Origin of the sequence: Pseudomonas sp. BIGb0164 (assembly GCF_024810135.1) — a bacterium.
Lineage (GTDB): Bacteria > Pseudomonadota > Gammaproteobacteria > Pseudomonadales > Pseudomonadaceae > Aquipseudomonas.
In genome coordinates, this window is sequence record NZ_JANUEA010000008.1 from 69,239 (window position 1) to 82,199 (window position 12,961).

A 12,961-nucleotide genomic window follows, 5' to 3' on the forward strand; every position below is an offset into this window, starting at 1 on the left:
AAAGGCGGTCAGACCGAAGACGGGCCGTGGATGCCGTTGAACACCAGGCGATGGAAGTGATGCACCAGGTGCTCGCTTTCATTGCTGCGCTGGGCGTCGATCATGTAGCGACCCTGGTCATAACCCAGGGAGTGCAGGCCCTTTTGCACGGAGATGTTCAGGGCGATATCTTCCGGTCCCAGGTCCTCGTTCATCCATTTCATGCAGGCAGTGCTGACGTCGGCGACGGCGGTGTTGCTGGAGTAGTAGCCAAAGCGCAGCAGGGAGCGCTCGGCGTCCAGGGGAATCATGATGAACGAGCCGAGGAACTCCGAGAACGGGAAGGTATAGAAGGTGTTGTTCGGCCACATGCCGATATTGAAGAAGCATTCGTCCGGGTTGATGTCGGCGCGCAGCGGCACACCGTAGGCTTCGCTGACGGCCAGGTTGGCCGGGGCGATGTAGGTCCACCAGTTGTCGCGCTTGGTCAACTGGTAGCCCTTGAAGTCGATGAGCTTGGCCAGGTCGATATGGCAGGGGCCGGACAGCTTGAAGTGATAACCCTCGATGGAGTTGTCCATGATCACTTTCCAGTTGGCCGGCACGATCACATCCTGTTCCTCGATCAGGCGCATGTTCGCCAGGTTGGGAAATACACGGCGCATTTCTTCATCAGCCCCCGGGAACAGGTCGCGCAGCGAGGGCGCGGCCGGGTCGAAGTTGAAATAGATGAAGCCGCCCAGTTCTTCGGTGCGGATCTGCGGGATGTTGAACTGCTGCAGGTCGAAGTTTTTCATCTTGTCGCAACGTGGCGCGCCTCGCAGGGTGCCGTCCATCTCGTAGCACCAGGAGTGGTAGGCGCACCGCACTACGCCCCCGGTGGTGCCACGGCGGTCTTCGAGCAAACGGTTGCCGCGATGCTGGCAGACGTTGTGGAACGCGTGGATCTGGCCCTGGCGGTTACGCGCCACCACCACGCTCTGGTCGAACAGGTCGGTGACCACGTACTGGCCCGGCTCGGCGAACTCGCTGACGTGCCCGGCGACGTGCCAGGCGTGCATGAAGATGTTGTCGCGCTCGGCCTTGAACAGCGTTTCGTCGAAAAAGTAGCGCGAGGGCAGGGTGAAGGCCTCTTCCGGGTCCTGGTGGTCCCACCCCTCGACGGGGCTGTTGTGCTTGTGGGTCTGGAACGTCTGCATGGGCGATCTCCTCAGGGGCTGGCCGCGCGGCACGGCTTCGTGTTCTGGGAGCTAATCTAGGGGGAGGGCGCGAGCTGGTATTGATCGATTGCGACCAGTTGCCCTGGAAAAAGATCAAGGCGCGATAAATAGGGCACTCGCCGGTTTTGCAGCGGACTAACCCTCAGGGCGCACACACGCACCCTGTTTTTCTGACATGGACCGGACATGAACCAAACCAACCTGCAATTCAAGACCCTGCTGTTGCTGCTGGCCCTGGTCACCATCGCGTTTATCTGGATACTGCTGCCGTTCTACGGCGCGGTGTTCTGGGCGGTGATCCTGGGCATCATCTTTGCGCCGATGCAACGCCGACTGCACATGAAGTTCGGCTGGAACCGCAACCTGACCTCACTGGCCACCCTGACGGTGTGCCTGGTGATCGCCATTTTGCCGGTGATCATCACCAGTGCCTTGCTGGTGCAGGAGGGCGCAACGCTCTACAAGAACATCGAAAGCGGCAAATTGGACGTGGCGGGGTATATCGAGCAGTTCAAGAACATCCTGCCGCCGTACTTCCAGCACCTGCTGGATCGCTTCGGCATGGGCAACCTGGAGGGCCTGCGGGAGAAGATCGTCAAGAGCGCGATGCAAGGCAGCCAGTTCTTTGCGTCCCAGGCGTTCAGCTTTGGCCAGGGCACGTTCGATTTCCTGGTGAGCTTTTTCATCATGCTGTACTTGCTGTTTTTCCTGCTGCGCGATGGCCCGGAACTGGTGCGCAAAGTGCGCACGGCGGTGCCGCTGGCCGAGCCGCAGAAGCGCCGGTTGCAGCTCAAGTTCAACCGGGTGGTGCGGGCCACGGTCAAGGGCAACGTGTTGGTGGCCGTGACCCAGGGCGCGTTGGGTGGCTTGATCTTCTGGTTTTTGGACATCCCCAGCGCGTTGCTCTGGGCGGTCTTGATGGCGTTTCTGTCGCTGCTGCCTGCTGTGGGTGCAGGGATTGTGTGGGGGCCGGTGGCCGCTTACTTCCTGTTAAGCGGTTCGATCTGGCAGGGGGTGGTGCTGGGCTTGTTCGGGGTGTTTGTGATTGGCCTGGTGGACAACGTGCTGCGCCCGATCCTGGTAGGCAAGGACACCAAGATGCCGGACTACCTGATCCTGATCTCGACCCTGGGCGGCTTGTCGGTGTTCGGCCTGAACGGGTTTGTGATCGGGCCGTTGGTGGCGGCGTTGTTCATGTCGTGCTGGGCGCTGTTTGTGGAGAGCAAACCGCGGGTCAAGCTGCCGTTACCGTGATGTTCAGGCGTGGAGCCTGAAGTTCGAGGCCGTTTGCAGCTGTTTTTCAGCGGCGGACAACGACGTGAGTGGGCCGCTGATGGTTTCGCCATCGCGTACCACGTACCAGCAAGCCAGTAGCCCAAGCTCCCGGAGAGGGGCGGGGACGGCGCTGCCGATGACGGACATGATGTGAGCGGTGGGCATAGGTACCTCCAATCGTTATGAAGGTCACCTTACGGGGCTGCGGCCCCGGAGAAAAATCACCTGTCTCGATAGTCGACATCAACGCCAGGCGTCAATCCACCACCTGGTCGAGCATGATCACCACTTCCTGTTCACTGAGCAGGCCCTTGTGCACCAGGTTTTCTGCCAGCAGGGCCAGGAACTTGGCGCTGCGGTGGCCTTCAAGGTGCTTGAGTTCGGTCAGGGCACTGTAGACCTTGCTGGACGTGCACAGGCCAGCGGTGCGGTGCGGGTTTTGCGTGGGCATGGTCGGTCGTCCTTAGTTGTTATTGGGTGGACAGGGTCGATAGTGAGACTGTTGCGTGACGCAAACATGACAGTGCGAGCCGGGTCCGGGCAAGTAGACATTGACCTTAATCATGTGCGAATACGCCCCGGGCATTGTTCTGACAGCGACCTTGGCACGATGAATCCGGACTTTGCAGGCAAAAAAAAGGCCCCGCGTGTGGGCGAGGCCTGTTCCTGTCGTGTCGACTCACGTATTACCAGCCGCGACCATAGTAGCCGTGGGGAGGGCCGTAATAACCGCGCGGTGGGCCGTAGTAGACCGGCGCCGGGCGGTAGTAAACCTGTTGTTGCACATACACCGGTGGTGGCGGTGCGTAGTAGACCGGTGGCGGCGCGGCATAGACCGGTTGCGGCTGCACATACACGGGTTGCTGCACGTAGACCGGCTGGGACTGGCTGGCCACCACGGAGCCGACAACGGCTGCGCCGATCAAACCACCCAATATGGCCGGGCCACCCCAGCCACCACCGTGGGCGGAGGCTTGGCCTGCCATAGCGAGTGCGCCGATAAGCAAGGCGATCTTGGGGATTTTACGAATCATGGTCATTCCTCGGTTAGCCCCTGCGCTTGTGGTCTGCAATCAATAGACTCAAGGATTGTCGCGGGGATACTTTTAAGACAACGTATTTCTGAAAAACAGCACGGCCGATAGGTAAAGGTTGTGTAAGGTCTGTACCGGTTTGCTTACTCAAAGGAGTTATTCATGCAGATGCACCCCAACAAAGACACCCAACTGTGCATGTCATTGTCGGCGCGTCCCGGGAATTTTGGCTTGCGTTTTCATAACCACCTGTACGAACAGCTGGGCCTGAACTTCTACTATAAAGCGTTCAGCAGCCGGGATTTGCCCGGCGCGATCGGCGGTATCCGGGCGCTGGGCGTGCGTGGTTGCGGGGTTTCCATGCCGTTCAAAGAGGCTGCCATTGCCTTGGTGGACGAACTGGATGAGTCGGTCCAGGCCATCGACTCCCTGAACACCATCGTCAACACCGACGGCCACCTCAAGGCCTACAACACTGACTACATCGCCATCGAGCAACTGCTGAAGACGCACGCGGTGCCCAAGGCGTCGACGTTCGCCCTGCGCGGCAGCGGCGGCATGGCCAAGGCCGTGGCCAGCGCCTTGCGGGACGGCGGGTATGCCAATGGTGTGATCGTGGCGCGCAATGAAGTGGCGGGTCGCGCGCTGGCGCAGAACCTGGGGTATGAGTGGCAGGCCGAGCTGGGCGAGTTGCGCCCGCAGATGTTGATCAACGTGACACCTATCGGCATGACCGGTGGGCCGGAGGCGGACGCCTTGGCGTTTGAGGCTGATGCGATTGAGCGTGCTGAGACTGTGTTCGATGTGGTGGCGATTCCCGCCGAAACGCCGTTGATCGTGCGCGGTCGTGCCCAGGGTAAGCGGGTGATCACCGGGTTGGAGGTGATTGCGATCCAGGCGTTGGAGCAGTTCGTGTTGTATACCGGGGTGCGGCCGACGCCGGAGCAGTTCGAGAAAGCCGTGGCGTTTGCCCGAAACTGAAGCCTTGCATAGAACCAATGTGGGAGCGGGCTTGCTCGCGAAAGCGGAGTGTCAGTCAATATAGATGTGACTGATCCACTGCTTTCGCGAGCAAGCCCGCTCCCACATTTTGTACCGTGTTATGCCTGTTCCAATTGGGCCAAGCGTTCTTCCAATGCGGCTATCCGCGCTTCCAGTTCTTCAATGCGGTCCACGGAAACCGAAGCCCCTCGCTCCACCGGATTGCCCCGTGCCGCGATAATTGCCTCGATATCCGCCGGATCCCCCAGCGCATGGGTGTAGCGATCTTCCCGCTGCCCCGCCTGGCGTGGCACCAGCAGCGCCAGCCCGCGTGCAATCAAGCGCTCAAGCTGGTGCACCACCTGCTCGGCATCTTCAAAGTCATGCATGCGCCCGCTGCGGGTCAGCAGTTCGTTGACGGTTTGCGGCCCGCGCAGGAACAGCAGCCCGATCAGGATCACCTGGGCCGGCACCAGTTCCAGCGCCTTGTCCACGCGATGCTCCCAGCGATCGGCGCGGCTGCCCATCACCAGGCGGGTAAAACCCTGGCCTTCCAGCGCACGCAGGCTCTGGCCGACCTGGCCCTGGCTGAGGTTGGTCACGGGCTCGCGGCTGGTCTTCTGGTTGCAGGCCAGCACCAGGGCATTGAGGGTCAGGGGGTAGGTTTCCGGATTGGTCGCCTGTTTCTCGATCAGGCAGCCCAGGATGCGGATTTCCGTGCTGTTCAGGCGCGGCTCAGGGGTGTCGGTGTCGTGCTCGGCGGTCATCGCGCTTTCCCTATGCAGTGAAGTGCTTAGCCTAATCCTGAAAAAATAAAAGACAAGCGACGGGCCGGTCTATAATCGTCGCCTGTCCAAACCGTGCCATCACCCATGAGACTGCCATGACTATTTCCCTGTACGCCGCTTCCATCCCGGTCTTCAAGCAAATGCTCACCGCCCTGAGCGGTGTGTTGACCAAAGCCGAAGCCCACGCCACCGCCAAGAACATCGAGCCGAACGCCTTGCTGCAAGCGCGTCTGTTCCCGGACATGTTCCAGCTGGTGCGCCAGGTACAGATCGCCGTCGACTTCGCCAAGGGCGTTTCGGCGCGCCTGGCCGAGATCGAAGTGCCTAAATACGACGACAGCGAAGTGACCTTCGCCGACCTGCAAGCGCTGATCGCCAAGGTGCTGGCGTTTGTCGACACCATTTCGCCTGAGCAAATCGACGGCAAGGAAGGCATCGAAATCATCACCCGCCCAGGCACCCCGAAAGAGAAGCGCTTCAGCGGCCAGTCCTATTTGCTGACCTACGGCCTGCCGCAGTTCTTCTTCCACGTCACCACCGCGTACGCCCTGTTGCGTCACAACGGTGTGGAAGTGGGCAAGCGCGACTACATGGGCGCGTTCTAAGCCTTGATACGTTGAAGCCCGGTGGGTGCCAGCAGGCACCGCCGGGCTTTTTCATGGGCCGCATTCGACACACTCTGTTAAGATTCGACATCCCTTTATCACCCTATCTGTCAGCGAACCCTCGGGTTGTCGTTGATGTTGTCGTTTCTGGAGTTTTCATGTTGTTCCCCATCCTGTTGTTGTCAGCTGCCGGCTTTACCGTGCTGACCACAGAGTTTGTGATTGTCGGCCTGCTGCCCGCCATTGCCCGCGATCTGAACGTCAGCGTGCCCCAGGCGGGGCTGCTGGTGACGCTGTTCGCGTTCACCGTGGCGGCATTCGGCCCGTTTCTCACGGCGTATTTCGCGCGATTCCAGCGCAAGCGGCTGTTTATCGTCATCCTGGTTCTGTTTGGCATAGCCAATACCGTGGCGGCACTGGCGCCGAATATCTGGGTGATGGCCCTGGCGCGGTTGATCCCGGCGCTGGGGTTGCCGGTGTTCTGGGCCTTGGCCAGTGAAACGGCGGTGGACATCGTCGGCCCCGAATACGCCGGGCGTGCCATCGAGAAGATCGGTTTTGGCATCGTTTGCGCCACGGTGTTCGGCATCCCCGTGGGCACGCTGATTTCCGACATGTTCGGCTGGCGCACCGCGTTTGCCATCCTCGCCGTGGTGGCGTTAGCCAAGGCCTTGCTGCTGTTCATCTACCTGCCGGTGACAACGCCGAAGAATGACCAGGTGACCCTGCGCGCGCAGTTCAAGATCCTGCGCAGCCCGCTGATGCAGGGGCACATCCTGCTGTCGATCCTAGTGTTTTGCGGCATGTTCACCGCATATACCTACCTGGCGGACATCCTCGAACGCCTGGCCGGGTTCGACGGCACGCTGGTAGGCTGGTGCCTGATGGGCTTTGGCGCCGTCGGGCTGATAGGCAATGCCTTGGGCGGCCGGGCAGTGGATCGCCATCCGTTGATTGCGTCCATGGTGTTCTGCGCGTTCATGATTGCCGGCATGGTGGCGCTGGTGCCAGCGATTCACTCCACCCTGGGCCTGGCGGCTGCGATGGCGGTGTGGGGCGTGACCCAAGCCGCGATGTTCCTGGTCAGCCACGTGCGGCTGATGAAGGCCGCGCCTCACGCGCCGGCGTTTGCGGCGTCGCTGAACATCGCCGGGGGCAACCTGGGGATCGGCTTGGGTGCCATGGTCGGTGGGCATGTGATCGACACGTTGGGCTTGGGCAGCCTGGGGTTTGCCGCGTCCGGGTTTATCCTGGTGTCGATCCTGCTGGCGCTGTGGCTGATGAGCGTCAAGCAGCCGCACGCCGCAGGCGCCTGAACGGTCAGGGCAGGGCGGTAAACAACTCCCGTCGAGCACCTTCGGTAATCGCCACGATGCCGGGGTGCTTGACTTTGCGCTCCACCGAGATCGCGTAGAACGACTCGGTCACCGCATCCGTCTGGCCAATCAGCGCCACACCGTATTGGCGCACCACCTCATCGGCAATCACGCTGGGGGCGATGAATATCCCGCTGCCGGATTGGCCGAAAGCCTGCATCAACGCGCTGTCGTCGAATTCACCGATGATCTTCGGCTGGATCTGTTGTTCCGCAAACCAGCGCTGCAAACGACTGCGCACAACCGTCTCTGCGCCAGGAATCAACAGCGGCGCGCCCTGCAGACACTGTGGGAAATCACCGCCGTACTGATCAGCCAACGCCTGAGTGGCGAAAAAGCTGATGCCGCATTCCCCCAGTTTCTGGCTGTAGCCCTTGATGTCCAAGTGAGAGGGCATGGGACTGTCGGAAATCACCAGGTCCAGGCGCTGAATCGCCAGGTCGGCCAACAAGCGTTCGAGTTTGTCCTCACGACAGGTGATGCGGATCGGTTCACTGAGCTCCATGGTCGGGGCGATCAGCCGGTAGACGATGGATTTGGGCACCACATCCGCCACGCCTACGCGAAACAGGATCTGCTGTTCATTGGGCTGAGCGCGCAACATCGCTTCCAGCTCGTTGCCGGTCTGGAACATTTGCTCTGCGTAGGGCAGGGCCTGGCGCCCGGCTTCCGTGAGTTCAAGCTGGCGGCCGACACGCTGGAACAGCGCGACACCAAAGGTCTGTTCAAGCAGGCTGATCTGCCCGCTGATGGTCTGGGGCGTGAGGTTCAGTTGCTCACAGGCGCGCACGATGCTGCCGGTCTTGGCTACGACCCAGAAGTAATGCAGTTGTCGGTAATTGAGCACGATGGCGGTCACTTCGTGAAAACCGAAGTATACGCGAGAAAAATACGAATTTTCCTGAAGTGTTCGTCTGCATAGAATGCCTCGCTATCGAGGGGCCACTTTTTGGGCCCAAGGGTTCTAACGAGGAATACATCATGAAACTCAATTCCCTGGGCGCCGCGTCGTTGCTTGCGCTTTCATTGGTAGTGGTCAGTGGCTGCGATCAGGTTGAGAAGAGCGCCCAGCAAGTGCTGGGCAAGGCGACCGAGTCGGCCAAGCAAGCGATCGACGATACCCACAAGGCTGCCGAACAGGCGTTGAGTGAAGCAACCCAGGGGCTGATCAAGCCTGAAAAACCGGAAAAAGAAGCCGAAGACGCTTCCGACACCAAAGAAACCTAATTCCCCAGCACTACCACGTCAGGACTGACCTATGGACTACCTTTTACAACTGGCCGCCAGCCCCACCGCCTGGATTGCACTGGCCACCTTGATCGTCATGGAAATCGTGCTGGGCATCGATAACCTGATCTTTATCTCGATCCTCACCAACAAGTTGCCGGAAAAACATCGGGCCAAGGCCCGGCGCATCGGTATCAGCATGGCGTTGTTCTTGCGTCTGGGCCTGCTGAGTACCATCGCGTTTATCGTGCAGCTGACAGCGCCGGTGTTCGAGATCTTCGGCCAGGCGTTTTCGTGGAAGGACATGATCCTGATCGCCGGTGGCCTGTTCCTGGTCTGGAAGGCGACCACCGAGATCCATCACAGCATGGACCCGGAGCCGGAAGAGAAGGCCAGCGTCGGCAACACGGTCGCCATCGGCTTCGCCGCGGCGATCGGGCAGATCCTGTTGCTCGACCTGGTGTTCTCCATCGACAGCATCATTACCGCCGTGGGCATGACCGAGCACTTGCCGATCATGATCATTGCCGTGGTGACGTCGGTGATCGTGATGCTGGTGGCGGCCGAGCCGTTGGCCAAGTTCATCAACGACAACCCGACCGTTGTGATGCTGGCCCTGGGCTTCCTGATCATGATCGGTATGACGTTGATTGCCGAAGGCTTCGGCGCCCATGTGCCTAAAGGCTACGTGTATGCCGCCATGGCGTTCTCGGCCGCCATCGAATGCCTGAACATCGCCCGGCGCAACCGCCACAAGCGTTTGCTCGCCGCCCGCCAGTAACCACTAAAAGCAAAAGGCCAGGTGGGTTCATTCGAGCCCACCTGGCCTTTCACTGTCTGCTGCGGGCGCCCGTATCCCAGGCGGCCGGTTTGCTGTTTAGCCGAACGGGTAGGTGGTTTCTTGCTCCCAGGGTTGTGGTAGCGCTGCGGGAGAGAACACGCTGACCCCATTTGTTGTGACAGGCGCCAGTTCCAGGCTTTCGTTGAACCCCGCCAGAGACAGATCGAGGACAGCCTCGCCGGTCGCGATCACACTTGCGTCACCTGCGAACAGTTCGGAAGCGGGTTGCAGCAGGTCCGACAGCAGCGGCAGTTGTGGCTCACGTTCATGGCCTGATGTCTCAATTCCTTGCGCGGTGGCTTCCACGTGCAACACAAAAGGTTCTGAGGTCACGCCATCAGTGACGACAGTGAACGTATGCGTTCCTGGGCTCAGCGGGCTGAATTCCGAAGGTTGGAATGTCCATTGGCCGTCTTCCCCGGCACGGGCGGCGCCGATGAACAGACGATCGTCATACACGAACACGGCAGAGTCCGGTTCGGCTTGCCCGCTGAAAACAGGACGATAGTCGTCAATGGTCGCGCCACTTGTCACACTGCCCGTCCAGTCGCCGGCTTGGTCGAGTGCGCTGTCAACTTGAGGCGTTGGGGTTTGCGGGACATCCTGCACATTCAATACGAAGGCTTCAGAGGTGGCGCCTTCCCCGACAAATGTGAAGGTATGCTCGCCTGGGCTCAGTTTTTTATTGATGTTGGTGTATGTCCAGCTGCCATCCTGCAAAACCGTGACATTGTCGACCAACTTCCCATTGTCATACACCTTCAGGAGCGTCAGCGGTTCGCCTTGGCCATGGAACGTCGGCCGTGCGTCGTTGGTCACGCTGCCGCTCGCAAGCTCGATCACAGTACCTATATTGTCGACTACGGAAGTGATCACGGGCGCGGTCGATTCCGGTGCGCCAATGGTCAAGGTGAACGGGTCTGAGCTGACTCCAGCGTTCACCACAGTGAACACGTGCGTGCCTTGATTCAACGGGGGTACCTGGAACTCCCAAATGCCGTCGGCGTTACTGTGGGCGTAGCCAATGCGGCGGCTGCCATCGTAGATCTGCACCATGGCAAAGGGGTCAGCCTTGCCGCGCAAGGCCGGAGTCGCGTCATCGGTAAGGCTGCCGTTGACCAGCTCACTGTATTTGCCGAAGTTGTCAAACGCCTGGTCGATCTGTGGTTTGGCCGATTCCGGTGCACCAATCGTCAGGGTGAACGTATCAGAGCTCAGTTCGGTGCCAATAGGTGTCTTGGTCACGGCAGTGAGCGAGTGTTCGCCTTGGCTCAGAGTGGCTGCCTGGAATTGCCAGTTGCCATCCGGGCGCGTGAGGGCATAACCCAATCGGGTAGTGCCATCGTAGATAGCCACTTGAGAATGTGGCGCGGCCGTACCCCATAACGTTGGTGTGGCGTCATCGATACTGCCACCGTTTGTGATCTCACCGAATTTGCCAAAATCATCAATGACTGAACTGATAGTCGGTTGAGTGGCTGGCTCTGTGTCCTCTACGGTGAATGTAAAGGGCTGTGATGCGATTCGGTTCACGGCTACCGTCAAGGTGTGCTGACCCGGCGTCAGGGGTGTTCCGGTCTCAACCGTAAAACGTCCATCCGGGCCAACAAATGACGAGCCAACGATAAAGGCACCGTCGTACAGGAGCACTTGGGCACCTGGCTCGCCACGGCCGTGGAACGTGGGAGTCGTATCATCGCTACTGGCACCAGGGGCGATTTCTCCAGGGGTGCCGACACTATCGAATACTGAATCGATCAGCGGAGTTGACGCTTCAAGAATGCTGACGGTCAGCAAAAAGGGTTCTGATGTCTGACCCAGACTATCTACGACGGTCAACTCATGTACACCGGGCTGCAGCGCGCTTTCGGTGGACGGGCGAACCTGCCAGTTGCCTTGCAGGTCCACAAAGGCAGACGTCAGGTATTCGCCATTGTCATAGATTTTGACAAAGGTGCCGATGGCCTCGCTTTTACCTGAAAGGTAGGGGCGGCTATCGTCGATCGTGGCACCACTCTCTACCAACCCGGTCTCGTACCCGGCGGTGTCATAAGCGGTGTCAAATGTAAGAGCTGTCGCGTTCTCAAGTACGGCGATCTCAGGTTCTACGATGATACTTTCCGCCACCGCCTGCGGCTTGAGTTCAATCTGCAACTGCGGGCCGGCATCTCCCGCCTGGCTGTCAGTGGCCGATACGCCCAGGGTATTGCTACCCGTCTCGACCGTTGGAACAGCAAGCGGCGTTGTTTCAGAGGACAGCGTATCAAGCCGGATCGAGAAATCCTGGGTGATCTGGCCGTCTACAGTAATGCTAAAATTCTCCCGCTCCGGGCTGGCGGCCTGTTCTGTCGTGTAGGCCCAGCGACCATTTTCATCGGCCTGCGTGGTCCCGACCGGATTGCTCTGGGCGTCGTAGATTTCGACGGTTGCATGGGCACTGGTCGTACCGTGCAAGGTCAGCGTCATTGAGGCTGAGTCCACAGTGCGTTGAGAACCCTCACGCTCAGCTGTGTACTTTTTCTTAGCGTCCATAAGGTCTTGTTTCCAATAAAGTATAGAGAATGCCGCGTGCCCGCCCCCCGGGGTCACAGGCGCATTTCCGCATACTTATCGGTTTGTGAACTCTAAGAACGGTCTCAAAAAAAAACAGGCCAGGACCTTGCCAGTGATCGTCAGATATCGGCACTGGCCTGTGTGGCAGGCGGGCAGGTGGTTTGTCCGTCATCCAGCCCCTGTTTGTAGTTGCGGCTGAGTAGCGAAGCCTTACCGTTGTGCCAGGTCAGGGTCAGCACGTAAAGCGTGTCGTAGTCACTGCCGGACCAATCCTGGGTAATGGTGTGCTTTTCCCCCGAGGCTTCACTGGCCACCTTGTTGATCAGTTCCGGCAGGTAGCCGTGGGACCAGGCGGTGTAGATGATTGCGTTGTGGTACTTGTCTTCCACCAGCTCGTCGGCCAGGGCACTGGTGTCATTCGCCGAAAACTTGATGTTCACCGGCAGGCCCAGCTTGATGGCGCTGGGGCTGATGGTCATCAGTGGGCGAATGTAGCTGTACGAATTGTCCTTCTCGCCTTCCTCGACATTGCGCGTCGGGTTGGCGGCAAACACGAAATTGGCCTTGCCGAATTTTTCCGGCAATACGGTGGCCAGGTTCATTGCGCGGTTCAGCCCCTGGCAGTTGAGCTGGCCGAGGCCGCCGCTGGGTTTTTCACCGTGACGCAGGAAGATCAAGGTTTGCACGCCATCTACGACTTGTGCACGGCTTTCTCGGGCGTCTAGCGTCAGCCCAACGGTGCCGGCAATTAGCAGCAACGGTAAGACGACATAAGTGTAACGCTTGAAATGATGTGCAACTCGGGCAGGTTTTAGATTCATGGTTCCACTTTTCAGTAATGCAACTAGGGCCGAGCACTCCTGATGCGGGGGTCCACTCCTGTGTGATAGCCGGTTTGTTTTTCTAGCCGTGCGGTCGTCAAGCTTGGAGGGTGGGAGTGTTTTTACGTCGATTGGTTCTATGCGCAAGGATGTTTATTCCAACCTATCCCTAATGATAGTTGGCAAATGTTGCAAAACGGTATCGCGATGCGAAGTGTGTTTCGTGATTTGTACGCAGTGGAACGGATATTCAGGGTTTGC

General features: G+C 59.3%; 14 protein-coding genes. 6 read left to right on the forward strand and 8 right to left on the reverse strand.

The genetic code is table 11. The annotated features are described in order from the left end of the window. Positions 1-8: 8 nt before the first annotated feature. The gene (locus M2394_RS21035; protein WP_259174429.1) at positions 9-1,178 is read right to left on the reverse strand and encodes an aromatic ring-hydroxylating dioxygenase subunit alpha; all 1,170 of its coding nucleotides are present in this window, start codon (positions 1,176-1,178) and stop codon (positions 9-11) included. A gap of 207 nt (positions 1,179-1,385) precedes the next feature. Between M2394_RS21035 and M2394_RS21040 the strand changes: the two genes are divergently transcribed. Continuing rightward, positions 1,386-2,453 (forward strand): AI-2E family transporter, encoded by a 1,068-nt coding sequence (locus tag M2394_RS21040; RefSeq protein WP_178925599.1) that lies wholly within the window; start codon positions 1,386-1,388, stop codon positions 2,451-2,453. Between the two features lie 3 nt (positions 2,454-2,456). Here M2394_RS21040 and M2394_RS21045 read toward each other — a convergent pair whose 3' ends face one another. The 3 genes from M2394_RS21045 to M2394_RS21055 form a co-directional block, all read right to left on the reverse strand. Further along, positions 2,457-2,639: a hypothetical protein gene (locus tag M2394_RS21045; protein ID WP_256349872.1), complete on the reverse strand. Its 183-nt coding sequence runs from the start codon at positions 2,637-2,639 to the stop codon at positions 2,457-2,459. A gap of 91 nt (positions 2,640-2,730) precedes the next feature. After that, on the reverse strand, positions 2,731-2,925 hold the full coding sequence (locus M2394_RS21050) for a hypothetical protein (RefSeq protein WP_145163363.1): 195 nt from the start codon (positions 2,923-2,925) through the stop codon (positions 2,731-2,733). A 235-nt stretch (positions 2,926-3,160) separates the two neighbouring features. Next, on the reverse strand, positions 3,161-3,514 hold the full coding sequence (locus tag M2394_RS21055) for a hypothetical protein (RefSeq protein ID WP_078741781.1): 354 nt from the start codon (positions 3,512-3,514) through the stop codon (positions 3,161-3,163). Positions 3,515-3,670: 156 nt separating this feature from the next. On the opposite strand from M2394_RS21055, the gene M2394_RS21060 reads away from it, so the two are divergent. Further along, positions 3,671-4,489, forward strand: a complete 819-nt coding sequence (locus M2394_RS21060) for a shikimate 5-dehydrogenase (protein WP_259174432.1) — start codon at positions 3,671-3,673, stop codon at positions 4,487-4,489. Between the two features lie 119 nt (positions 4,490-4,608). Here the strand turns inward: M2394_RS21060 and M2394_RS21065 are convergent, their stop codons facing one another. Next, the gene (locus tag M2394_RS21065; RefSeq protein ID WP_178925601.1) at positions 4,609-5,256 is read right to left on the reverse strand and encodes a YceH family protein; all 648 of its coding nucleotides are present in this window, start codon (positions 5,254-5,256) and stop codon (positions 4,609-4,611) included. Between the two features lie 116 nt (positions 5,257-5,372). On the opposite strand from M2394_RS21065, the gene M2394_RS21070 reads away from it, so the two are divergent. Further along, positions 5,373-5,882 (forward strand): DUF1993 family protein, encoded by a 510-nt coding sequence (locus tag M2394_RS21070; protein WP_178925602.1) that lies wholly within the window; start codon positions 5,373-5,375, stop codon positions 5,880-5,882. 158 nt (positions 5,883-6,040) lie between these two features. Then, positions 6,041-7,198, forward strand: a complete 1,158-nt coding sequence (locus M2394_RS21075) for an MFS transporter (protein ID WP_178925603.1) — start codon at positions 6,041-6,043, stop codon at positions 7,196-7,198. A 4-nt stretch (positions 7,199-7,202) separates the two neighbouring features. Here M2394_RS21075 and nhaR read toward each other — a convergent pair whose 3' ends face one another. Next, positions 7,203-8,105 (reverse strand): transcriptional activator NhaR, encoded by a 903-nt coding sequence (gene nhaR, locus M2394_RS21080; protein WP_178925613.1) that lies wholly within the window; start codon positions 8,103-8,105, stop codon positions 7,203-7,205. A gap of 134 nt (positions 8,106-8,239) precedes the next feature. On the opposite strand from nhaR, the gene M2394_RS21085 reads away from it, so the two are divergent. Both M2394_RS21085 and M2394_RS21090 read left to right on the forward strand, forming a co-directional pair. Next, positions 8,240-8,485 carry a hypothetical protein gene (locus M2394_RS21085; RefSeq protein WP_178925604.1) on the forward strand — a complete coding sequence of 82 codons (246 nt, stop codon included), beginning with the start codon at positions 8,240-8,242 and terminating at the stop codon, positions 8,483-8,485. 31 nt (positions 8,486-8,516) lie between these two features. Next, positions 8,517-9,266: a TerC family protein gene (locus M2394_RS21090; RefSeq protein ID WP_178925605.1), complete on the forward strand. Its 750-nt coding sequence runs from the start codon at positions 8,517-8,519 to the stop codon at positions 9,264-9,266. Positions 9,267-9,362: 96 nt separating this feature from the next. Here M2394_RS21090 and M2394_RS21095 read toward each other — a convergent pair whose 3' ends face one another. Further along, on the reverse strand, positions 9,363-11,792 hold the full coding sequence (locus M2394_RS21095; protein WP_259174434.1) for an Ig-like domain-containing protein: 2,430 nt from the start codon (positions 11,790-11,792) through the stop codon (positions 9,363-9,365). Between the two features lie 206 nt (positions 11,793-11,998). After that, positions 11,999-12,700: a histidine phosphatase family protein gene (locus M2394_RS21100; RefSeq protein WP_178925607.1), complete on the reverse strand. Its 702-nt coding sequence runs from the start codon at positions 12,698-12,700 to the stop codon at positions 11,999-12,001. Between the last annotated feature and the right edge of the window lie 261 nt (positions 12,701-12,961).